The organism is Bacillus sp. DX4.1 (genome assembly GCF_030348195.1).
GTDB lineage: Bacteria > Bacillota > Bacilli > Bacillales > Bacillaceae_G > Bacillus_A.
On the sequence record NZ_JAUCFT010000008.1, the window covers coordinates 32,501 to 53,075 of the forward strand.

The following is a 20,575-nucleotide window of genomic DNA, read 5'->3' on the forward strand; positions in this document are numbered from 1 at the left end:
CCCGCTGCCAAGAAAAGCTTCTAGCGAGATAAAAGGTGCCTGTACCGCAAACCGACACAGGTAGGCGAGGAGAGAATCCTAAGGTGTGCGAGAGAACTCTGGTTAAGGAACTCGGCAAAATGACCCCGTAACTTCGGGAGAAGGGGTGCTTTCTTAACGGAAAGCCGCAGTGAATAGGCCCAAGCGACTGTTTAGCAAAAACACAGGTCTCTGCGAAGCCGTAAGGCGAAGTATAGGGGCTGACACCTGCCCGGTGCTGGAAGGTTAAGGAGAGGGGTTAGCGCAAGCGAAGCTCTGAACTGAAGCCCCAGTAAACGGCGGCCGTAACTATAACGGTCCTAAGGTAGCGAAATTCCTTGTCGGGTAAGTTCCGACCCGCACGAAAGGTGTAACGATTTGGGCACTGTCTCAACCAGAGACTCGGTGAAATTATAGTACCTGTGAAGATGCAGGTTACCCGCGACAGGACGGAAAGACCCCGTGGAGCTTTACTGTAGCCTGATATTGAATTTTGGTACAGTTTGTACAGGATAGGCGGGAGCCATTGAAACCGGAGCGCTAGCTTCGGTGGAGGCGCTGGTGGGATACCGCCCTGACTGTATTGAAATTCTAACCTACGGGTCTCATCGACCCGGGAGACAGTGTCAGGTGGGCAGTTTGACTGGGGCGGTCGCCTCCTAAAGTGTAACGGAGGCGCCCAAAGGTTCCCTCAGAATGGTTGGAAATCATTCGTAGAGTGCAAAGGCATAAGGGAGCTTGACTGCGAGACCTACAAGTCGAGCAGGGACGAAAGTCGGGCTTAGTGATCCGGTGGTTCCGCATGGAAGGGCCATCGCTCAACGGATAAAAGCTACCCCGGGGATAACAGGCTTATCTCCCCCAAGAGTCCACATCGACGGGGAGGTTTGGCACCTCGATGTCGGCTCATCGCATCCTGGGGCTGTAGTCGGTCCCAAGGGTTGGGCTGTTCGCCCATTAAAGCGGTACGCGAGCTGGGTTCAGAACGTCGTGAGACAGTTCGGTCCCTATCCGTCGTGGGCGCAGGAAATTTGAGAGGAGCTGTCCTTAGTACGAGAGGACCGGGATGGACGCACCGCTGGTGTACCAGTTGTTCTGCCAAGGGCATAGCTGGGTAGCTATGTGCGGAAGGGATAAGTGCTGAAAGCATCTAAGCATGAAGCCCCCCTCAAGATGAGATTTCCCATAGCGTAAGCTAGTAAGATCCCTGAAAGATGATCAGGTTGATAGGTTCGAGGTGGAAGCATGGTGACATGTGGAGCTGACGAATACTAATAGATCGAGGACTTAACCATATAATATGAATGCTTATGTTATCTAGTTTTGAAGGAACATCCTTCATAGTTTGGTGATGATGGCAGAGAGGTCACACCCGTTCCCATACCGAACACGGAAGTTAAGCTCTCTAGCGCCGATGGTAGTTGGGACCTTGTCCCTGTGAGAGTAGGACGTCGCCAAGCAATCAAAGACGAGTCAATTGACTCGTCTTTTTTGTATTTTAGGAAAATAAAAGTCAAAGATATGAGTTGAATGAATCATCATTGGAGAATAGAATGTCTTACTGATGGAAACCCTATTTTATTCCGCTATTCGCGGGCAGTGTTAGGTCGAGGATAAACTGCCCACGAATAGCGGATGTGTGTAACTAATGAGCAGTGGAGGATGAAGAAAGCCCCTACTGATCAAAGTTTCACTTTATTATATTGGGTGACAAACACGATGCCCAAATATCATTCATATAATACATATGTAAAGAAAGGATGTATATTTTCCTGAAAATTGTTAAGGACTGTAAGTATATTAATTGAGTTAGTCTTATAAGAGAAAAAAACACAAATGATCGAGAAATGGAAGTTTTACTATTTAAAGAGGGGAGGAAGTGTCTTGCGTCGTTTCTTGTTATTCATGAAAGAGAAGCGATAAGGGCGTATATTATGAACATAGATGAAAAGGTTTGTATCGTATGCGAACATAAGAAAGATGATGGAATACATTTATATGCCAGTTTTATATGCAAAGCTTGTGAAAGGGACATGGTAGAAACGGAGACAAGTGACCCTAAATATATATATTTTTTACAACAACTGAGAAAAATACAAACATCATATTCATAAATAGGCGAACATGCCTATTATTTTTTTTGTCCCATTCTCTGTATAATGGATAGAGAATGAAAAGTAAGGAAGAGGTAAGTATGAATCAAAAGCAAATGCCATTATATGAAGCGTTAATACAATTTAGGGATAAACAGCCTTTGTCTTTACATGTTCCAGGGCATAAAAATGGATTAAATTTCCCCAAGCGGGCTCGGGCTGGTTTTAATGATATACTTTCTATTGATGTGACAGAATTAACGGGGCTAGATGATCTTCATAGTCCTTTTGAATGTATAGATGAAGCACAACGTTTGTTAGCGGATGTATATGATGTACAAAAGAGTTATTTTTTAATTAATGGTTCTACAGTTGGAAACTTAGCAATGATTTTATCTTGTTGCAAGGAGCATGATATTGTACTTGTACAAAGAAACTGTCATAAATCTATTCTAAATGGATTGAAGTTAGCGGGAACACGTCCGGTCTTTTTAGACCCTTGGATTGATGAAGCATATGGTGTACCAGTTGGTATACAACATGAAGTCATTCAAAAGGCAATTGAACGATATCCAGAAGCAAAGGCACTAATTTTAACACATCCGAATTATTATGGTATGGGGATAGACTTAAAAGGGAGTATTAAATGTGCACATGCGCAAGGGATTCCTGTTTTAGTAGATGAAGCACATGGGGCACATTTTTGTATTGGAGAGCCTTTTCCAAAGTCAGCATTGGCATATGGTGCTGATATTGTGGTACATTCGGCGCATAAAACATTACCCGCTATGACAATGGGCTCTTACTTACATATAAATAGTAATGTAATTGATGAAGAAAAAGTGTCTTCTTATTTAACTATGTTACAATCTAGCAGCCCGTCCTATCCAATTATGGCTTCGTTAGATGTGGCTCGTTTTGCATTAGCGAAAATAAAAGAAGAAGGTTGTCATGACATTTTTGTATTTCTTCAGCAATTTAGAGAAGAACTACAATGTATTCCCCAAATTAAGGTTTTACAGTATCCCCTTCAGGATGAGTTGAAAATGACAGTACAAACGCGTTGTCAGTTATCTGGATATGAATTGCAACGCATATTTGAAGGAGCTGGCATATACGCAGAAATGGCCGACCCATATAATGTTCTGCTTATTTTACCATTGCAAGTGAATGATAGGTACTTAAAAGCGGTACAGATAATAAAATCAGCATTACATGTTTATGAGGTAACAGACAGAACACCATCTATTCGGTATACTTACAAAGGGGCTTTTTCTTCTTTACCATTTACATATAAGCAATTAGAAAAGTATAAGAAGAAAGTTGTACCCTTGCAAGAAGCAATCGGAATGATTACAGCAGATATGGTTATACCGTATCCGCCAGGAATTCCTTTACTTATGTACGGAGAAGAAATTACTGCAGAGCATATTGAACAAATTTCTTATTTAGAAGAAACGGGCGCTCGTTTTCAAGGAAACACAAAATATATGACTGTATATAATATAGAGAGAAAGTAGGTTTTAGGATGAAGGGATTATTTGTAACAATTGAAGGGCCAGAAGGTTCAGGTAAATCAACATTAATTACAAAGATATTGCCGTACTTTGAGCAGAAGGAACAAAAGGTGATGGCAACGCGTGAACCGGGTGGTATTGCCATTTCAGAAGAGATTCGAACGATTCTACATAAACAAGAGTATACGATGATGGAAGCACGCACAGAGGCGTTATTATATGCTGCGGCACGTAGACAGCATTTAGTAGAAAAGGTAATGCCAGCTTTAGAGAAGAACTATCTTGTGTTATGCGATCGTTTTATTGACAGCTCTCTTGCCTACCAGGGTTATGCGAGAGGTCTTGGGATTGATAAAGTATTTGAAATTAATCGTTTTGCAACAGAAGATTGTATGCCAGGATTGACTATTTATTTAGATATTGAACCAGAAGTAGGCTTAGCACGTATTGAAAAAGATGCTAATCGTGAAGTAAATCGGTTAGATTTAGAAAGTATTGCATTTCACAAGAGGGTACATGAAGGGTATTTACAAGTTGTAGATCGTTTCTCAGATCGTATTGTCGTTGTGGATGCAAATAAACCAATGGAAGAGATTGCGGAAGAAGTCATTCAGCTTATAGAAGGAAAGTTGTTATAATAGAAGGAAAGTATAAAACAAGTGAGGTATGCATTATGACGAAGACGTGGGAGCAGCTTTCTGCTATACAGCCCATTGGTGTAAAAATGTTGATGAATAGTATTGAAAAGGAGCGTATATCCCACGCTTATTTGTTAGAAGGGCCAAAAGGAACTGGAAAGTTTGAAACAGCAATTCAAATGGCCAAAAGCTTTCTTTGTTTACAAAGGAATGGTGTAGAACCATGTCATACATGTACGAATTGTCGCAGAATTGATTCAGGGAATCATCCCAATATACACATTGTGAAGCCAGATGGACTATCTATTAAAAAGCAACAGATTCATGACTTGCAGGAAGAGTTTTCGAAAACAGGTTTAGAGGCAAATAAAAAGGTGTATATTATTGAGCATGCAGATCGAATGACAGCAAATGCTGCCAATACTTTATTGAAATTTTTAGAAGAGCCAAGTAGCGACACGACTGCTATCTTACTTACAGAACAAAGTCATCAAATTTTAAATACCATTTTATCACGCTGTCAAGTTGTTACATTTCGGCCGCTTTCTGCAGAATCTTTAATTCAGAGATTGCAAGATGAAGGAATTACAATTTCTTTATCTACCCTAGCGGCACAACTTACGAATAGTTTTGAGGAAGCATTATTACTATGCGATGATGAATGGTTTGCACAAGCACGAGCTTTAGTGATAAAATTATGTGAAGCGCTCGAAAAAGATACAGCCTCTCTTTTTTTTGTACAAGAAAAGTGGGTAAAACACTTTGGAGAGAAAGAACAATTACAACAAGGTTTAGATATGTTACTCCTTATTTATAAGGATTTATTATATGTTCACTTAGGAGAAGAAGATCGTCTTGTTTTTCAAGAGCAAAAAGAGATGTTTCAATCTTTCACCTATGCTCAGAAGCGCATTGTATCAGCTCTTTTCAATATATTAGAAGCAAAAAATAGAATCAACGCTAATGTAAATGCGCAGCTTGTATTCGAGCAGTTAGTGTTGCGGTTGCAGGAGGGATGACCGTTTTGTACGATGTAGTAGGTGTTCGCTTTAAGAAGGCCGGAAAAGTATATTACTTTGACCCGAATCAATTTGATATCTCGGAAAATGAATTTGTGATCGTGGAAACAGTGCGAGGTATTGAATATGGGAAAGTGGTTATTACAAAAAAACAAGTTGATGAAAACGATGTTGTACTACCGTTGAAGAAAGTCATTCGCATTGCAAATGAAAATGACCGGACCATTGTTGAAGAGAACAAGCATGCTGCAAAAGAAGCATATCAAGTTTGTCAACAAAAGGTAGGAGAACACAATCTTGATATGAAACTTGTAGATGTAGAATATACTTTTGATCGTAATAAGATTATTTTTTATTTTACAGCGGATGGTCGTATTGATTTCCGTGAGCTTGTAAAAGACTTAGCTGCAATTTTTCGGACAAGAATTGAGCTAAGACAAATTGGGGTTCGTGATGAAGCGAAAATGCTTGGTGGCATTGGCCCATGTGGTCGTATGCTTTGTTGTTCTACATTTTTAGGAGATTTTGAACCTGTATCCATTAAAATGGCAAAGGATCAAAATTTATCATTAAATCCTGCGAAAATTTCTGGGTTATGCGGCCGACTAATGTGCTGTTTAAAATATGAGAATGATGAGTATGAAGCAGCGAAAGAACAGCTTCCTGACTTAGATCAAAGAATACAAACACCACATGGTATTGGACGTGTAATCGGATTAAATATTTTAGAAAGATTAATTCAAGTGGAACTAGTAGACAAGGAACGGATAGTGGAATATACGTTAGATGAATTAATTAATGAAGGGGTCGTTTCGAGTCAAACCACAGATTAATGAGGTGGGTGCTTGTGGAGAAAAAGGATATTTTTGCAGCGGTTTCCAGTATGGAAGAGCAAATTGGACATTTATATAAACAGTTGGGAGAATTAAAGCAGCATCTCGCAGAGTTACTTGAAGAAAACCAACATATTAAAATGGAAAATGAAAATTTGCGACATCGTTTTGAAGAAGTGCAGAGTAAAGAAAAACAAAAAACTCAGAAACGAAAAGAAATGAAACCTAAAACAGATATTGGCGAAGGATATGATAATTTAGCACGCTTATATCAAGAAGGTTTCCATATTTGTAATTTACATTATGGAAGTGTACGTAAAGAAGGAGATTGTTTATTCTGTCTGTCATTTTTAAATAAAAAATGAAATTACCTTTCCAATGCATTGGAAAGGTAATTTTTTATACATGAAAACAAAATTAAGGTAAAACGAGTCTTACCTTCACGTTAGTGAGGGATAAAATAGGGCAGGTTAAGTATAAGAAAGGAAACAGTATATGCATTTATATGAAGATGAGCGTTTAGATTATCTACTAGCAGAAGAAATGAAAATTATACAAAGTCCATCCGTATTTAATTTTTCTTTAGATGCGGTCTTACTTGCAAACTTTGCTTGGGTTCCGATTCAAAAAGGAAATTTACTTGATTTATGTACAGGAAATGCTGTAATTCCACTTTTATTAAGTACGAAAACAAAAGGAGTAATTACAGGGGTAGAAATTCAAGAACGTCTGTATGATATGGGTGTAAGAAGTGTTCAGTATAATAAGTTAGAAGAGCGAATTCATTTGATTCACGGAGATTTAAAGGATATGCCAGAAGAGCTTGGACGTCATCAGTACGATGTTGTGACATGTAATCCACCGTATTTTCAAACACCAAAGACATCTGAGAAAAATATAAATGAACATTTAGCGATTGCTCGTCATGAAATTATGTGTACGCTAGAAGATGTGGTACGTGTTAGTAGCCAGCTTGTAAAGCAGGGCGGGAAAGTAGCATTCGTACATCGTCCTGGGCGTTTGCTTGATATTGTAACGCTAATGAGAAAATATAAGATTGAGCCGAAACGTGTGCAGTTTGTATATCCAAAGGTTGGTAAAGAAGCAAATACGCTTTTAATTGAAGGAATTAAAGATGGAAATGCAGATTTGAAAATTTTACCGCCACTTTTTGTATATGAAGACAATAATGAATATACAAAGGAGCTTCGTTCAATTTTATATGGAGAAGAATAAGCATTGTTTTTATGTTGTAGAATGTTCAGATAGAAGTTATTATGCGGGATATACAAATAATATAGAGAAGCGACTTCAAACTCACAACAGTGGAAAGGGGGCACGCTATACGCGTGCTAGGCTTCCTGTTGTTTTGAAGTATATGGAATACCATGAGGATAAACGAACAGCCATGCAAGCAGAATATCATTTTAAACAGTTAAAACGAAAAGAAAAAGAGGCATATATGCAAAAAGGAGAACGTTATGTGGCAGCAAAAAAGCTTTCAACAAAATGAAAAAGGGGTCTTATATTTAGTTCCGACTCCGATTGGCAATTTAGAAGATATGACGTTTCGTTCCATTCGGATATTGAAAGAAGCAGATATCATTGCTGCTGAGGATACGAGGCAAACGAAAAAACTTTGTAACTACTTTGAAATTGAAACGCATGTTATGAGTTATCATGAACACAATAAGGAAGTAAGTGGACGTAAGATTTTAGATAAGTTAGAGGACGGAAAAACAGTAGCGCTTGTAAGTGATGCTGGTATGCCGTGTATTTCTGATCCTGGCTACGATATTGTTGTAGAAGCTGTAGCAGGACAATATCATGTTATTCCACTTCCAGGGGCAAATGCTGCACTTACAGCGTTAATTGCATCGGGATTAGAAACGAAACATTTTTATTTTTATGGATTTTTACACAGAAACAAAAAGGAACGAAAAGCTGAATTAGAAAAACTTCGCTATGTTCCAACTACGATGATGTTTTATGAAGCACCGCACCGATTAGATGATACATTAATTTCTATGAAAGAAGTACTTGGAGATAGAGAGATCGTATTATGCAGGGAACTAACGAAAAAGTTTGAGGAATTTATTCGTGGTTCAGTGGAAGAAGCAATTGAATGGACGAAGCAGAATGAAGTTCGCGGTGAATTTTGCATCTTAGTAGCAGGTTCAAAAGAGGAAGTTGCCCCGCCAGAACAGTGGTGGGAATCTATATCTGTGTACGAGCATATAGAACATTACATAAATGAACAAGAGATGTCTTCGAAAGAAGCGATTAAAACAGTGGCAAAGGATCGAAGTTTGTCGAAAAGAGATGTCTATCAAACCTATCATGTCGATAAAAAATAAGCTTCTCATAATTGAGAAGCTTATTTTACTGCCTGAATATATTGTTGAAGTTCGTTTAAGATTTGTTCTGCGCCTTCTTTGCTTAAGATAATTTTACCTTCAGCTAAAGAAAGGTTACCGTCAGATACTTCACCAGTTACTTGGCAAGTCATATTTGGTTTATATTTTTTTAGGATGATTTTTTCTTCATCAACGTAAATTTCAAGAGCATCCTTTTCTGCAATACCTAATGTACGGCGTAATTCAATCGGAATTACAACACGACCTAATTCATCAACCTTACGAACGATACCAGTAGATTTCATATTCGTTATCCTCCTCATATTTTGTAAGTTTGCGAGTCTATTTTTTGATTCGTCATTTTTCGACAAAATACCCTATGAACATATGATACCAATCATTTACATTTCCGTCAATTATTAAATTCTATATTTTATAAAAGATTTATATATTTTTTATCTTCCTTATATATACTAGAAAATGGAAGACTTGCACAAGGACTTCACTGTATTTTTAAATTTTATCAACATTTCAGAAAATATACTGTATATTTTTTTGGAATATGAGTAATAGATGATAAAGATATCGAGCATTCATTCGTCTTTATGCGTCAGTTTTTGATATACTGTTTATAAATACATATGAGGTCATTTGGGAGGTTCTAAACAATGACAGAGGAAAATAAGAATTTTTATATTACAACTCCAATTTATTATCCAAGCGGAAAGCTTCATATTGGACATGCTTATACGACGGTAGCTGGAGATGCAATGGCACGCTATAAGCGTATGCAAGGATACAATGTCCATTATTTAACAGGTACTGATGAACATGGACAAAAGATTCAAAAGAAAGCAGAAGAACTACAAGTTACACCGCAAGCATACGTAGATAACATAGTAGCAGGAATTAAAGACTTATGGAAAAAAATGGATATTTCTTATGACGACTTTATTCGTACAACTGAAGATCGTCATAAAGACGTTGTTGAAAAGATTTTTAAACAACTCGTTGATCAAGGGGATATTTATCTTGATGAATATGAAGGATGGTACTCTGTACAGGATGAAACATTCTATACAGAACATCAGCTTGTTGATCCGATTGTAGAAGGTGAAAAGGTAGTAGGCGGAAAAAGTCCAGACAGCGGTCATGCTGTAGAGCTTGTTCGTGAAGAATCTTATTTCTTTAGAATGGGTAAATATGTAGATCGTCTTCTGAAGTTTTATGAAGAAAATCCGCAATTCATCCAACCAGAATCTCGTAAAAATGAAATGATTAATAACTTTATTAAACCAGGGTTAGAAGATTTAGCAGTTTCTCGTACCTCTTTTGACTGGGGAATTCGTGTGCCAGGTAACCCGAAACATGTTATTTACGTGTGGGTAGATGCATTATCTAACTACATTACGGCACTAGGATATGGAACAGCAAATGAAGAAAAGTATAAAAAGTATTGGCCAGCAGATGTTCATTTAGTTGGAAAAGAAATTGTCCGCTTCCATACAATTTATTGGCCAATTATTTTAATGGCACTAGATTTACCACTTCCGAAAAAAGTATTTGCACATGGATGGATTTTAATGAAAGACGGAAAAATGAGTAAATCAAAAGGTAATGTAGTAGATCCTGTTACGTTAATTGATCGTTATGGATTAGATGCACTACGTTACTATTTACTTCGTGAAGTTCCGTTTGGATCAGATGGTGTATTTACACCAGAAGGTTTTGTTGAACGTATTAATTTTGATCTTGCAAATGATTTAGGAAACTTGTTAAATCGTACAGTAGCAATGATTGATAAGTATTTTAATGGAGAAATCCCTGCCTTTAAAGCAAATGTAACAGAATTTGATGAAACGTTAATATCGTTTGCACAAGATACATTGCAAAAAGTAGAAGATGCGATGGAGAACATGGAGTTTTCAGTAGCATTAAGCTCGATTTGGCAATTGGTTAGCCGTACAAATAAGTATATTGATGAAACACAACCGTGGGTATTGGCAAAAGATGAAGCAGATCGCGACAAGCTTGCTTCTGTAATGGCACATCTCGCAGAAGTACTTCGTCAAACAGGTATTATGCTTATGCCATTCTTAACAGCAACGCCAGGGAAAATCTTTGCACAACTGGGTATTACAAATGAGGCATATCAAAATTGGAACAGTCTTTCTACAATTGGTTGTATTCCAGCTGGTACGAAAGTAGTAAAGGGACAGCCGATCTTCCCGCGTTTAGAAATGGAAGTAGAGGTAGAATATATTAAAGAGAAAATGAAAAGTTCTGCTCCAAAAGTAAAAGAGAAACAAGAAGAAGAACCAAAAGCCGAGGAAATCACAATTGATGATTTCTTTAAAGTAGAACTGCGCGTAGCAGAAGTATTAGAAGTAGAACCTGTGAAAAAAGCAGACAAACTGTTGAAAATTCAACTTGATTTAGGTACAGAAAAACGACAAGTTATATCTGGAATTGCTAAATTTTATACGCCAGAAGAACTAAAAGGAAAAAAAGTGATTTGTGTTACGAATTTAAAACCAGTGAAATTACGTGGTGAATTATCACAAGGTATGATTTTAGCGGGTGAAGAAAACGGAGTATTGTCGTTAGCGACAATCGATCAAAATCTACCAAATGGTACAAAAATCAAGTAATGATGACAAAATAAGAGATGTTTCACGTGTAACATTCGTGAAGCATCTTTTTTCTTGCTAGAAATTTTTATAAACTTTCCTTTTTTGTATTAAAATTGTAATATCGTTGTCATTACGCTGTTAGGAAATTGATTTTTCCTATGATAGAATTTATTTCAAATAAAAGGAGTTATTATAATGCTGTTTGATACACACTCACATTTAAATGCAGAGCAATTTGAGGAGGATTTACAGGAAGTCATTGCAAGAATGAAAGAAGCTGGTGTTGCTTATACAGTCGTTGTGGGGTTTGATGAAGTGACAATCAGAAAGGCAATTGAACTTGCAGAAACATACGATTTTATTTATGCGGCAGTTGGTTGGCATCCTGTGGATGCAATTGATATGACAGATGATCATTTAACATGGTTAGAAGAGTTAGCTGCTCATCAAAAGGTTGTTGCTCTTGGGGAAATGGGTCTAGATTATCACTGGGATAAATCTCCGAAAGAAGTGCAGAAGGATGTATTTCGCAAGCAAATTCAGTTAGCGAAGAGAGTAAAGTTACCTATTATTATACATAACCGTGATGCAACGCAAGATATCGTGGATATTTTAGAAGAAGAAAATGCAGCTGAAGTGGGCGGCATTATGCATTGCTTTAGTGGTAGTGTAGAGGTGGCAAAACAATGTATTGATATGAATTTTCTAATTTCATTAGGTGGACCAGTGACTTTTAAGAATGCGAAAAAACCAAAAGAAGTTGCAATGGAAATTCCGATGGAAAAATTATTAATAGAAACAGATTGTCCATACTTAACACCGCACCCGTTTCGTGGTAAACGAAATGAACCAAGCTACGTCAAACTTGTAGCAGAAGAAATTGCAAACCTAAAAGGAATTTCATATGAAGAAGTTGCAAAAGTAACAACAGACAATGCAAAGAATTTATTTGGTATTTAATGAGTAAAGGAATGGGGATATTCTCATTCCTTTACTTTCTTCCTTTTCCTATCGTTGTCTTCTGATGAAACAGATTTGTTAATATGGTTAAAAGCGAGTAAAAGTTGTAAGTACAGACAGTTATAATTATAAGGCCAATCTAAATGTGAAATTAATTGCTGTTGACCCTCGTATCATTCTACTTGGTACGAAAATGTGGGGAGAAGGATATGGACGTGCGATTGCAGGGGTACAGGGGTTGCAATAAAAGGAAATCGTATTGATTTGCTTATGCCAGCAGAAGTACAGGCATATTCATAGGGAAGAAAATAAGCAAAAATTAAAGTGAGACTTCCGTAGTGGAAAAGGTTCCACTGCTTATGGTTCGTATTCACCAATTGAGCTTTTGTGGGCAGTTATTCTGTATGTAAGCCTTTTAATTGTTTAAGTTTTTGAAGCGGAAATTTTACTACCCGTTAGTGCGGGGAATAATGGTGAGCAGAGGGATTTTGTCTCCTCTGCTTTTTAAATTCTATGAATGGGAAAATAATAATGGAAAAGTAGTCGTTTTTTTGTTTTACTAAGTAGAGACGAAATGAGTGTGGAGGCAGGCATGAAAATTAAAGAGATTATCGTTGTAGAAGGTAAAGACGACACAGTTGCGATTAAGCGTGCTGTGAATGCAGATACAATTGAAACGAACGGTTCAGCAATCGGTGATCATGTTATTGAACAAGTAAAATTAGCACAGCAAAAACGAGGCGTTATTATTTTGACGGATCCTGATTATCCCGGAGAGCGCATTCGGAAAATCATTTCTGAAAAAGTTCCGGGATGTAAGCATGCTTTCTTACCGAAAGAAGAGGCGATTGCCAAGCGAAATAAAGGGGTAGGAATTGAACATGCATCTAACGAATCGATTCGTCGTGCTTTAGAAAATGTTCATGAAGAAATGGAAACATATACGAGTGATATTAGCTGGAGCGATTTAGTAGACGCTGGTCTGGTGGGCGGAGAACAGGCAAAAAGTCGTAGAGAAAGAATCGGTAAATTATTAAAGATCGGTTATACGAATGCAAAGCAGTTACATAAACGTTTACAAATGTTTCAAGTTTCAAAAGAAGCATTTGCGGAAGCATATAAACAAGTATTACAGGAGGAAAAGAAATGAAGGATATCGCAACGCCGAATCGCACGAAAGATATAGTTGAAAAATATGGATTTTCATTCAAAAAGAGTTTAGGGCAAAACTTTTTAATTGATACAAATGTATTAAATCGTATTGTTGATTATGCGGAGGTTGGGCCGAAGAGCGGAGCAATTGAAATTGGACCGGGTATTGGTGCATTAACAGAGCAGCTTGCAAAACGTGCTAAGAGAGTGGTAGCGTTTGAAATCGACCAGCGTCTTTTACCTATCCTAGATGAGACTTTGGCTCCCTACGATAACGTAACAGTAATTAATAAGGATGTTCTAAAAGCGGACGTACACGAAGTGTTCCAAGAGCAATTTGAAGAAGGACAAGATGTAATGGTAGTAGCAAACTTACCATACTACGTGACAACGCCCATTTTATTTAAATTACTGGAAGAACAGTTGCCAGTTCGTGGCTTTGTTGTCATGATGCAAAAAGAAGTAGGGGATCGTTTAGCGGCTAAGCCAGGAACAAAAGATTACGGTTCTTTATCTATTGCAATTCAATATTACACTGAAGTGGAAACAGTGATGACAGTTCCGCGCACTGTATTTGTACCGCAACCGAATGTAGATTCAGCGGTTATTCGTCTTTTAAAACGTCCGAAACCGATTGTAGAAGTAGCGGATGAGAAATTTTTCTTTGAGGTAGTAAGAGCGAGTTTTGCACAGCGTCGTAAAACGTTAATGAATAGCTTATCAAATAACTTAAATGATTTTCCAAAAGATAAAGAGTTATTAGATCGTATATTAACAGAAATAGGAATTGATCCAAAACGAAGAGGCGAAACATTATCCATTGAAGAATTTGCAGCATTAAGCAATGCGTTAATTTCTCATAAATAATAAAAGGACAGCTCCATTAGAGCTGTCCTTTTTGTCACCCTTTTTACTCTAAATTCATACGTTAAAAACAGAACATGGTTAGTGAGATGGCCCAATGAATTTGGAGGTAGAACAATGGTTGTACATGTTGGGGATTTAGTAGAACGACGGTCTTATAACCGAGACATTCTTTTTCGTATTACAGAAATAAAAGGCGAAATCGCCATACTGTTTGGAGAAGAGGTACGACTTGTGGCAGATGCGCCGCTTGAAGACTTAGTTGCAATTGATCAGCGTGAGTATAAAAAAAGAGAAAAACGTGAAAAGGAAACGATGGAGAGAACGTATCGCTTATTTCAACAAGACTATGTATTGATGAAGCAACGTCATGAACATAACTCTACAGGTGGATATACGAGTGAAGTGAATTACTTTCAAATGCCAGGGAGGGTTTTGCATATAGATGGAGACCCGTTGTATTTACGGAAGTGTTTAGATTTATATACAAAATTGGGTGTTCCAGTTCAAGGTGTTCATTGTAAAGAAATAGAAATGCATGAAAAGGTAGTGGATTTAATAGATCATTTTCGCCCTGATATTTTGGTAATTACAGGTCATGATGCATATACAAAATCTAAAGGGGGTATGGGTGATTTAGCAGCTTACCGTCATTCTAGGCATTTTGTACAGGCTGTTCGGGAAGTTCGGAAAAAATATCCATCTTTAGATCAAGTTGTTATTTTTGCTGGAGCATGTCAGTCTCATTTTGAAGCATTGATTCGAGCGGGGGCTAATTTTGCAAGCTCACCATCACGTATTAATATTCATGCATTAGATCCAGTGTATGTAGTAGGGAAGGTTAGCTTTACTTCTTTTATGGAACGGGTGAATGTATGGGATGTTGTGCGCAATACAATTACTGGAGAAAAAGGCCTTGGCGGGATTGAAACCCGAGGAATTTTACGAACGGGATTACCCTTTCAACATTACGAAGAGTAAGCAAGGTGTATATGTACCTTGCTTTTTGCCATGCAGGAAAGTTTCATATAACATAGTAAATGATGTACATTTAACAAGGATTTGTAAGAGTTTGGATAAAAAAACATAAGAAGGTACAGACTATACAATGATACTTTTATAAAATAGCATTTCTTCTACCTAGTCGAACGCATTAGGTTCTTGCGAAGATATTGCCTGTTACTGACAGTCAATGATTGGGATAGATATATCATGTATTCATGCATTCAATCTGAATTACAGCGAGGTGTAGCAAGGTATATGTCAAAACGTTTAGATGAAATTAAAAGCGAATTAGATCATCATCTTGGGCAGCGACTTATGTTAAAGGCGAATAGTGGAAGAAGAAAGACAGTGGAGCAGTCTGGTGTGCTAGCAGAAACATATCGTTCTGTTTTTGTTGTACAACTTGATCAACAAGAAGATACACTGCAACGCGTTTCTTATAGCTATGCGGATGTTTTAACAGAAACGGTGGAATTGACATTTTATGATGACCCACATAACGAGGTTATTTTAGGATAATCATTTGTTTCGTTACATATATTCCCATAAATAAAGAGAAACATTCTCTCTCATACTAATTATACCGTAGCAACATAAGGAGGGACTTGCATTGAGTAGACGAAAAGGAGTCATGTCAAATCAATTTAAAGAAGAGCTTGCAAAGGAGCTTGGATTTTATGATGTTGTTCAGAAAGAAGGATGGGGCGGAATTCGTGCGAAAGATGCTGGTAATATGGTGAAACGTGCCATTGAAATTGCAGAGCAGCGATTGATGAAACAGAACCAGTAGTTGTAAGATACTTCTATGCTACGGTAGCCGAGGAGAAATTCCTCGGCTTTTTGCACGCCAAAAAGTTTCTTCATTGTGTATAAGTAGTTCCATTCTGAATGCTTTTCGTTATAATTAGGGAAGTGTCATCGTCTTGCTATAAATTTATGGTAAAATAAACGATAAAAGATTGAGTACATAGAGTGGGTGAATAGATTGAAGCTACTAGTGAAAGCACCAGCAAAGATTAATCTGTCGTTAGATGTACTGGGGAAAAGACCGGACGGTTATCATGAAGTGAAAATGATTATGACAACAATCGATTTAGCAGATCGTTTAGAGTTAACGGAGTTATCAGCAGACCGTATCGAAATCGTATCCCATAATCGGTATGTCCCAGACGACCAACGAAATTTGGCTTATCAAGCAGCGAAGTTATTAAAAGAGAGATTTAAAGTGAAGAAAGGCGTGTCTATTGCAATTGAAAAAACAATTCCAGTAGCGGCGGGATTAGCAGGTGGAAGCAGCGATGCTGCAGCTACATTACGCGGTCTTAATAAGCTATGGAATCTAGGTCTTACAATAGATGAATTGGCCGATCTTGGAGCGAAAATCGGATCAGATGTATCCTTTTGTGTGTATGGAGGGACAGCAATCGCTACAGGAAGAGGAGAAAAGATACAACATATAAAGACACCTCCTTCTTGTTGGGTCATTTTGGCCAAGCCTCATATTGGGGTATCAACTGCTGATGTATATGGAAACTTACAATTAAATCGCGTAATACATCCCGATGTAGATCAAATGGTTGAAGTCATAGAGCAAGGTGACTACAAAGGAATCTGTCATGCTGTTGGAAATGTGCTAGAAGATGTGACGTTTGCGATGCATCCTGAAGTTGCTCATATTAAGGCACAGATGAAGCGCTTTGGTGCGGATGCAGTTTTAATGAGTGGTAGTGGGCCAACTGTGTTTGGATTAGTCCATCATGATTCGCGTATGAACCGCATTTATAATGGGTTAAAAGGATTTTGTGAGCAAGTATATGCCGTGCGTCTACTAGGAGAACGAGAAACCCTTGAATAAAGACGTATAATACGTTATGATTTGTTTAGAATATTCGTGATTTGAGGTGAGAGTGTGAAAATTAGACGTAGTACAAGATTGGTCGATATGACTTATTATTTGTTACAAAACCCTCGTCGGTTAGTTTCTCTCACTTTTTTTGCTGAACGGTATCAGTCTGCTAAATCTTCTATTAGTGAAGATTTAGTCATTATTAAGCAAACGTTTGAACAACAAGGGGTCGGCACATTGCAAACGGTACCAGGTGCAGCAGGAGGAGTGAAATATATTCCATATATAAGTGAAGTGGAGGCAAATCAGATTATTGATGAGCTTTGTGGGTTATTTGAAAATCCAGACCGTATTCTTCCAGGTGGGTACTTATATATGACGGATCTTTTAAGTAATCCGCGTTATATTAATGGAGCGGGGCGTCTCTTTGCTTCTGTATTTGCAAGACAGCCAATTGATGCTGTTATGACGGTGGCAACAAAAGGGATTCCACTTGCATATGCAGTAGCAAACTATTTAGACGTTCCAGTTGTGATTGCAAGAAAAGATAATAAGGTAACAGAAGGACCGACAGTTAGTATTAATTATGTATCTGGCTCATCTAAGCGTATTCAAACGATGACATTAGCAAAGCGTAGTCTTCCAGAAGGTTCCAATGTGTTAATCATTGATGACTTTATGAAGGCTGGCGGAACGATTCAAGGCATGATCAGTATGCTGGAAGAATTTAAGGCTAATGTTGTTGGAATTGGTGTATTAGTAGAGTCAAGTGACATTGAAGAACGAATTATTGATAACTTTGTTTCGTTAATTCGTTTATTTGAAGTAGATATAAAAGAGAAAACAATTCAAATGGAAAAAGGAAACTATTCACTTGTACCATTTGCAGAAGGGCTTGTAGAAGCTGAATAAAAAGATAAAGCAGGAGCTTTATCTTTTTTTGTAAAGTAAAAGTGCTAACGGACGGTAAGTCTTTTATTTACTACTAAAGACTTACCGCCCGTTAGCACGGGGCTCCCATTCATGGTGAGCGGAACAAAATTGAGTTTGTATTGGCATCCTTTTTTGGGAGTGTAAGGTTACTGCCTATTCAAGAAAAATAAAATTATAAAAGGACAAAAGGGTGAGAAATATGAAAGTAGTTCAAACAAATCAAGCACCACAAGCAATTGGTCCATATTCACAAGGGGTAATCGTAAATAATATGTTTTATAGCTCAGGACAAATTCCATTATTAGCAAATGGAGAGCCTGTAACAGGAGATGTAAAGGTACAGACAGAACAAGTATTTCAAAATTTACAGGCTGTATTAGAAGAAGCTGGGGCATCATTTGAGACAGTTATAAAAACAACTGTGTTTTTAAAAGATATGGATGACTTTAATAATGTAAATGAGGTGTATGGAGCATATTTTTCTACACATAAACCAGCTCGATCTTGTGTACAAGTTGCAAAATTACCGAAAGATGTTGCCGTCGAAATTGAAGTCATCGCCCTTGTAAAATAAGGTTTTGTAAGCGATAACTCCCATTAATCCTTATATTACATTAAAATAAAATTTTTATTTTAAAAATTTTATAAAAATTAAAGGGAAAATAGAAAATTTGTGGAATTTATACAAATATATCGCTTATTTAGAAAAGGGTGGTGAACACAAGATGGAAGTGACTGACGTAAGATTACGCCGCGTAAACACAGAAGGCCGCATGAGAGCGATTGCCTCCATTACACTAGACCATGAGTTTGTTGTTCATGATATTCGTGTAATTGATGGCAATAATGGGTTATTTGTGGCAATGCCAAGCAAACGTACTCCGGATGGGGAGTTCCGTGACATTGCTCATCCAATTAATTCTAACACACGCTCTAAAATTCAAGATGCGGTTTTAACCGAGTATCACCGTTTAGGCGAGTTAGAAGAAGTTGAGTTTGAAGAAGCCGGTGCTTCGTAAAATTCGAATAAAAAGAGTTCTAGGAAAAAGGGCTCTATAATTTTGTCGCAAACTCCTGTAACCACTTACAGGAGTTTGTTTTTTTCGCTTCAATTGCTCCTCATTATAAAATAACTTCTAAATTCTGCAAAATTTTTCAAAATAGTATAGCTTATTTCGTAAAAAAAGATACTAAAGAGTAAAACATCTCATAAGAAGTATGGTAAAATTTAATAGTTATGCCGTGTTTCTTGAAATATATAATGATTTAGGATAATATCTTTAATGGATAAATAGGTGGCGATGGAGGGTCTATATGTCAAACAGATTTGCAGTGATTTTAGCTGCAGGCAAAGGCACACGTATGAAGTCCAAGCTATACAAAGTGCTTCATCCTGTATGTGGAAAACCAATGGTACAGCATGTAGTTGATCAGGTATCTCAATTAGGATTGCAGAAACTTGTAACAGTCGTTGGGCACGGTGCTGAAAAAGTACAAGAACAACTAGGGAGCGTAAGTGAGTTTGCATTGCAATCAGAACAACTTGGTACAGCACACGCAGTTGAGCAAGCATCTGATGTACTTGTAAACGAAGAAGGAACAACTTTAGTTATTTGTGGTGATACACCGCTTATAACAGCAGAAACAATGGAAGCATTGTTAAAGCATCATGAAGAAGCAGGGGCGAAAGCAACAGTGCTAACAGCATACGTAGAAGATCCTGCTGGATATGGCCGCATTGTTCGTAATGAGAATGGTCATGTTGAAAAAATTGTTGAGCATAAAGATGCAAATGAAGTAGAGCGAGCTATTAAAGAAATTAATACGGGTACGTATTGTTTCGATAATCAGGCACTATTTGCTTCGCTTTCTAAAGTTTCAAACGAAAATGTTCAAGGTGAATATTACCTTCCAGATGTCATTGAAATTTTGAAAAATGAAGGTCATATTGTATCGGCTTATCAAACAGAGCATTTTGATGAAACATTAGGTGTTAATGACAGAGTCGCTCTATCGCAAGCGGAAAACATTATGAAAAAGCGTATCAACCAAAAGAATATGGTAAATGGTGTTACAATCATCGATCCAAATAACACATACATTTCTGCAGATGCAATCATCGGCAGTGATACAGTTATTCATCCAGGAACAGTTATCGAAGGAAATACTGTAATTGGTTCTGATTGTGAAATTGGACCACATACAGTAGTGCGTGATAGTGAAATCGGAGATCATACGACAATTCGCCAATCTACTATACACGATAGTAAGATTGGTAAAGATGTTTCAGTTGGTCCGTTTGCACACATTCGTCCAGATTCTGTAATCGGTGACGAGGTACGTGTCGGAAACTTTGTGGAAATTAAAAAGACTGTTTTTGGAAATAGAAGTAAAGCTTCTCACTTAAGTTATATCGGAGATGCACAAATTGGAGAAGACGTGAATCTGGGTTGTGGTTCAATTACGGTGAACTACGATGGCAAGAACAAATTTAAAACAGTTATTGGTGATGGCGTATTTATTGGTTGTAATTCAAACCTTGTCGCTCCTGTAACAGTTGAAGATGGTGCTTATGTTGCGGCGGGCTCTACAATTACAGAAAATGTCCCATCAAAAGCATTATCGATTGCACGTGCACGTCAAACAAACAAAGAAGACTATGTTGATCAATTGCTGAACAAGAAAAAATCATAATGTGGAGGGTTAA

General features: G+C 37.6%; 22 protein-coding genes, 2 rRNA genes and 1 pseudogene (1 of these 25 only partly in view). 24 read left to right on the forward strand and 1 reads right to left on the reverse strand.

All coding sequences use genetic code 11. From position 1 onward, the window contains the following. The 11 genes from QUF99_RS03515 to rsmI form a co-directional block, all read left to right on the forward strand. Positions 1 to 1,313, forward strand: a 23S ribosomal RNA gene (locus tag QUF99_RS03515) (it extends 1,609 nt beyond the left edge of the window). Positions 1,314 to 1,362: 49 nt separating this feature from the next. After that, positions 1,363 to 1,478, forward strand: a 5S ribosomal RNA gene (gene rrf, locus QUF99_RS03520). 474 nt (positions 1,479 to 1,952) lie between these two features. Further along, a complete protein-coding gene (locus tag QUF99_RS03525; RefSeq protein WP_289368673.1) occupies positions 1,953 to 2,132 on the forward strand; it encodes a sigma factor G inhibitor Gin in 180 nt (59 codons plus the stop codon). A gap of 80 nt (positions 2,133 to 2,212) precedes the next feature. Continuing rightward, on the forward strand, positions 2,213 to 3,631 hold the full coding sequence (locus tag QUF99_RS03530; protein WP_289368674.1) for an aminotransferase class I/II-fold pyridoxal phosphate-dependent enzyme: 1,419 nt from the start codon (positions 2,213 to 2,215) through the stop codon (positions 3,629 to 3,631). Positions 3,632 to 3,639: 8 nt separating this feature from the next. Then, positions 3,640 to 4,266: a dTMP kinase gene (gene tmk / locus QUF99_RS03535; RefSeq protein ID WP_289368675.1), complete on the forward strand. Its 627-nt coding sequence runs from the start codon at positions 3,640 to 3,642 to the stop codon at positions 4,264 to 4,266. A 35-nt stretch (positions 4,267 to 4,301) separates the two neighbouring features. Beyond that, the gene (gene holB / locus QUF99_RS03540) at positions 4,302 to 5,285 is read left to right on the forward strand and encodes a DNA polymerase III subunit delta' (RefSeq protein WP_289368676.1); all 984 of its coding nucleotides are present in this window, start codon (positions 4,302 to 4,304) and stop codon (positions 5,283 to 5,285) included. A gap of 5 nt (positions 5,286 to 5,290) precedes the next feature. Next, positions 5,291 to 6,118 carry a PSP1 domain-containing protein gene (locus tag QUF99_RS03545; protein WP_289368677.1) on the forward strand — a complete coding sequence of 276 codons (828 nt, stop codon included), beginning with the start codon at positions 5,291 to 5,293 and terminating at the stop codon, positions 6,116 to 6,118. 14 nt (positions 6,119 to 6,132) lie between these two features. Then, the gene (gene yabA, locus QUF99_RS03550) at positions 6,133 to 6,483 is read left to right on the forward strand and encodes a DNA replication initiation control protein YabA (protein ID WP_289368678.1); all 351 of its coding nucleotides are present in this window, start codon (positions 6,133 to 6,135) and stop codon (positions 6,481 to 6,483) included. 130 nt (positions 6,484 to 6,613) lie between these two features. Next, positions 6,614 to 7,354, forward strand: coding sequence for a tRNA1(Val) (adenine(37)-N6)-methyltransferase (locus QUF99_RS03555; RefSeq protein WP_289368679.1), 741 nt, complete (start codon positions 6,614 to 6,616; stop codon positions 7,352 to 7,354). Next, a complete protein-coding gene (locus QUF99_RS03560; RefSeq protein WP_289374560.1) occupies positions 7,341 to 7,631 on the forward strand; it encodes a GIY-YIG nuclease family protein in 291 nt (96 codons plus the stop codon). The genes QUF99_RS03555 and QUF99_RS03560 overlap by 14 nt, the downstream gene beginning before the upstream one ends. Continuing rightward, positions 7,600 to 8,475, forward strand: coding sequence for a 16S rRNA (cytidine(1402)-2'-O)-methyltransferase (rsmI, locus tag QUF99_RS03565; protein ID WP_289368680.1), 876 nt, complete (start codon positions 7,600 to 7,602; stop codon positions 8,473 to 8,475). The genes QUF99_RS03560 and rsmI overlap by 32 nt, the downstream gene beginning before the upstream one ends. A 20-nt stretch (positions 8,476 to 8,495) precedes the next feature. Here rsmI and QUF99_RS03570 read toward each other — a convergent pair whose 3' ends face one another. After that, a complete protein-coding gene (locus tag QUF99_RS03570; protein WP_289368681.1) occupies positions 8,496 to 8,780 on the reverse strand; it encodes a transition state genes transcriptional regulator AbrB in 285 nt (94 codons plus the stop codon). Between the two features lie 363 nt (positions 8,781 to 9,143). On the opposite strand from QUF99_RS03570, the gene metG reads away from it, so the two are divergent. The 13 genes and pseudogenes from metG (at position 9,144) to glmU (ending at position 20,562) form a co-directional block, all read left to right on the forward strand. Then, a complete protein-coding gene (gene metG, locus QUF99_RS03575; RefSeq protein WP_289368682.1) occupies positions 9,144 to 11,126 on the forward strand; it encodes a methionine--tRNA ligase in 1,983 nt (660 codons plus the stop codon). Positions 11,127 to 11,303: 177 nt separating this feature from the next. Then, positions 11,304 to 12,068: a TatD family hydrolase gene (locus QUF99_RS03580; protein ID WP_289368683.1), complete on the forward strand. Its 765-nt coding sequence runs from the start codon at positions 11,304 to 11,306 to the stop codon at positions 12,066 to 12,068. Positions 12,069 to 12,201: 133 nt separating this feature from the next. Next, positions 12,202 to 12,368, forward strand: a pseudogene (locus tag QUF99_RS28675) (3D domain-containing protein); the annotation flags it as partial. A 292-nt stretch (positions 12,369 to 12,660) separates the two neighbouring features. Further along, positions 12,661 to 13,218 (forward strand): ribonuclease M5, encoded by a 558-nt coding sequence (gene rnmV, locus QUF99_RS03585; protein ID WP_289368684.1) that lies wholly within the window; start codon positions 12,661 to 12,663, stop codon positions 13,216 to 13,218. Continuing rightward, on the forward strand, positions 13,215 to 14,087 hold the full coding sequence (gene rsmA, locus QUF99_RS03590) for a 16S rRNA (adenine(1518)-N(6)/adenine(1519)-N(6))-dimethyltransferase RsmA (protein WP_289368685.1): 873 nt from the start codon (positions 13,215 to 13,217) through the stop codon (positions 14,085 to 14,087). Before rnmV ends, rsmA begins: the two co-directional genes overlap by 4 nt. Before the next feature lie 114 nt (positions 14,088 to 14,201). Then, entirely contained in the window at positions 14,202 to 15,065 is an 864-nt protein-coding gene (gene yabG, locus QUF99_RS03595) for a sporulation peptidase YabG (RefSeq protein WP_289368686.1), read from the forward strand. Between the two features lie 279 nt (positions 15,066 to 15,344). Beyond that, on the forward strand, positions 15,345 to 15,608 hold the full coding sequence (veg, locus tag QUF99_RS03600) for a biofilm formation stimulator Veg (protein WP_286125162.1): 264 nt from the start codon (positions 15,345 to 15,347) through the stop codon (positions 15,606 to 15,608). Positions 15,609 to 15,699: 91 nt separating this feature from the next. Beyond that, positions 15,700 to 15,879 (forward strand): acid-soluble spore protein SspF, encoded by a 180-nt coding sequence (sspF, locus tag QUF99_RS03605; RefSeq protein ID WP_483298587.1) that lies wholly within the window; start codon positions 15,700 to 15,702, stop codon positions 15,877 to 15,879. 195 nt (positions 15,880 to 16,074) lie between these two features. Next, on the forward strand, positions 16,075 to 16,944 hold the full coding sequence (ispE, locus tag QUF99_RS03610) for a 4-(cytidine 5'-diphospho)-2-C-methyl-D-erythritol kinase (protein ID WP_289368687.1): 870 nt from the start codon (positions 16,075 to 16,077) through the stop codon (positions 16,942 to 16,944). 54 nt (positions 16,945 to 16,998) lie between these two features. Next, positions 16,999 to 17,847, forward strand: coding sequence for a pur operon repressor (gene purR, locus QUF99_RS03615; RefSeq protein WP_289368688.1), 849 nt, complete (start codon positions 16,999 to 17,001; stop codon positions 17,845 to 17,847). 220 nt (positions 17,848 to 18,067) lie between these two features. After that, positions 18,068 to 18,442, forward strand: a complete 375-nt coding sequence (locus tag QUF99_RS03620) for a RidA family protein (RefSeq protein WP_289368689.1) — start codon at positions 18,068 to 18,070, stop codon at positions 18,440 to 18,442. Between the two features lie 151 nt (positions 18,443 to 18,593). Continuing rightward, entirely contained in the window at positions 18,594 to 18,887 is a 294-nt protein-coding gene (gene spoVG / locus QUF99_RS03625; protein ID WP_000454042.1) for a septation regulator SpoVG, read from the forward strand. 295 nt (positions 18,888 to 19,182) lie between these two features. After that, the gene (gene glmU / locus QUF99_RS03630) at positions 19,183 to 20,562 is read left to right on the forward strand and encodes a bifunctional UDP-N-acetylglucosamine diphosphorylase/glucosamine-1-phosphate N-acetyltransferase GlmU (RefSeq protein WP_289368690.1); all 1,380 of its coding nucleotides are present in this window, start codon (positions 19,183 to 19,185) and stop codon (positions 20,560 to 20,562) included. Positions 20,563 to 20,575: the final 13 nt, after the last annotated feature.

Bases quoted from the DNA above. Each gene is read 5' to 3' on its own strand.
- QUF99_RS03525 (WP_289368673.1), top strand. From the start codon at position 1,953: ATGAACATAGATGAAAAGGTTTGTATCGTATGCGAACATAAGAAAGAT.
- QUF99_RS03530 (WP_289368674.1), top strand. From the start codon at position 2,213: ATGAATCAAAAGCAAATGCCATTATATGAAGCGTTAATACAATTTAGG.
- tmk (WP_289368675.1), top strand. From the start codon at position 3,640: ATGAAGGGATTATTTGTAACAATTGAAGGGCCAGAAGGTTCAGGTAAA.
- holB (WP_289368676.1), top strand. From the start codon at position 4,302: ATGACGAAGACGTGGGAGCAGCTTTCTGCTATACAGCCCATTGGTGTA.
- QUF99_RS03555 (WP_289368679.1), top strand. From the start codon at position 6,614: ATGCATTTATATGAAGATGAGCGTTTAGATTATCTACTAGCAGAAGAA.
- QUF99_RS03560 (WP_289374560.1), top strand. From the start codon at position 7,341: ATGGAGAAGAATAAGCATTGTTTTTATGTTGTAGAATGTTCAGATAGA.
- rsmI (WP_289368680.1), top strand. From the start codon at position 7,600: ATGTGGCAGCAAAAAAGCTTTCAACAAAATGAAAAAGGGGTCTTATAT.
- QUF99_RS03570 (WP_289368681.1), bottom strand. From the start codon at position 8,780: ATGAAATCTACTGGTATCGTTCGTAAGGTTGATGAATTAGGTCGTGTT.
- metG (WP_289368682.1), top strand. From the start codon at position 9,144: ATGACAGAGGAAAATAAGAATTTTTATATTACAACTCCAATTTATTAT.
- QUF99_RS03580 (WP_289368683.1), top strand. From the start codon at position 11,304: ATGCTGTTTGATACACACTCACATTTAAATGCAGAGCAATTTGAGGAG.
- rnmV (WP_289368684.1), top strand. From the start codon at position 12,661: ATGAAAATTAAAGAGATTATCGTTGTAGAAGGTAAAGACGACACAGTT.
- rsmA (WP_289368685.1), top strand. From the start codon at position 13,215: ATGAAGGATATCGCAACGCCGAATCGCACGAAAGATATAGTTGAAAAA.
- yabG (WP_289368686.1), top strand. From the start codon at position 14,202: ATGGTTGTACATGTTGGGGATTTAGTAGAACGACGGTCTTATAACCGA.
- veg (WP_286125162.1), top strand. From the start codon at position 15,345: ATGTCAAAACGTTTAGATGAAATTAAAAGCGAATTAGATCATCATCTT.
- QUF99_RS03620 (WP_289368689.1), top strand. From the start codon at position 18,068: ATGAAAGTAGTTCAAACAAATCAAGCACCACAAGCAATTGGTCCATAT.
- spoVG (WP_000454042.1), top strand. From the start codon at position 18,594: ATGGAAGTGACTGACGTAAGATTACGCCGCGTAAACACAGAAGGCCGC.
- glmU (WP_289368690.1), top strand. From the start codon at position 19,183: ATGTCAAACAGATTTGCAGTGATTTTAGCTGCAGGCAAAGGCACACGT.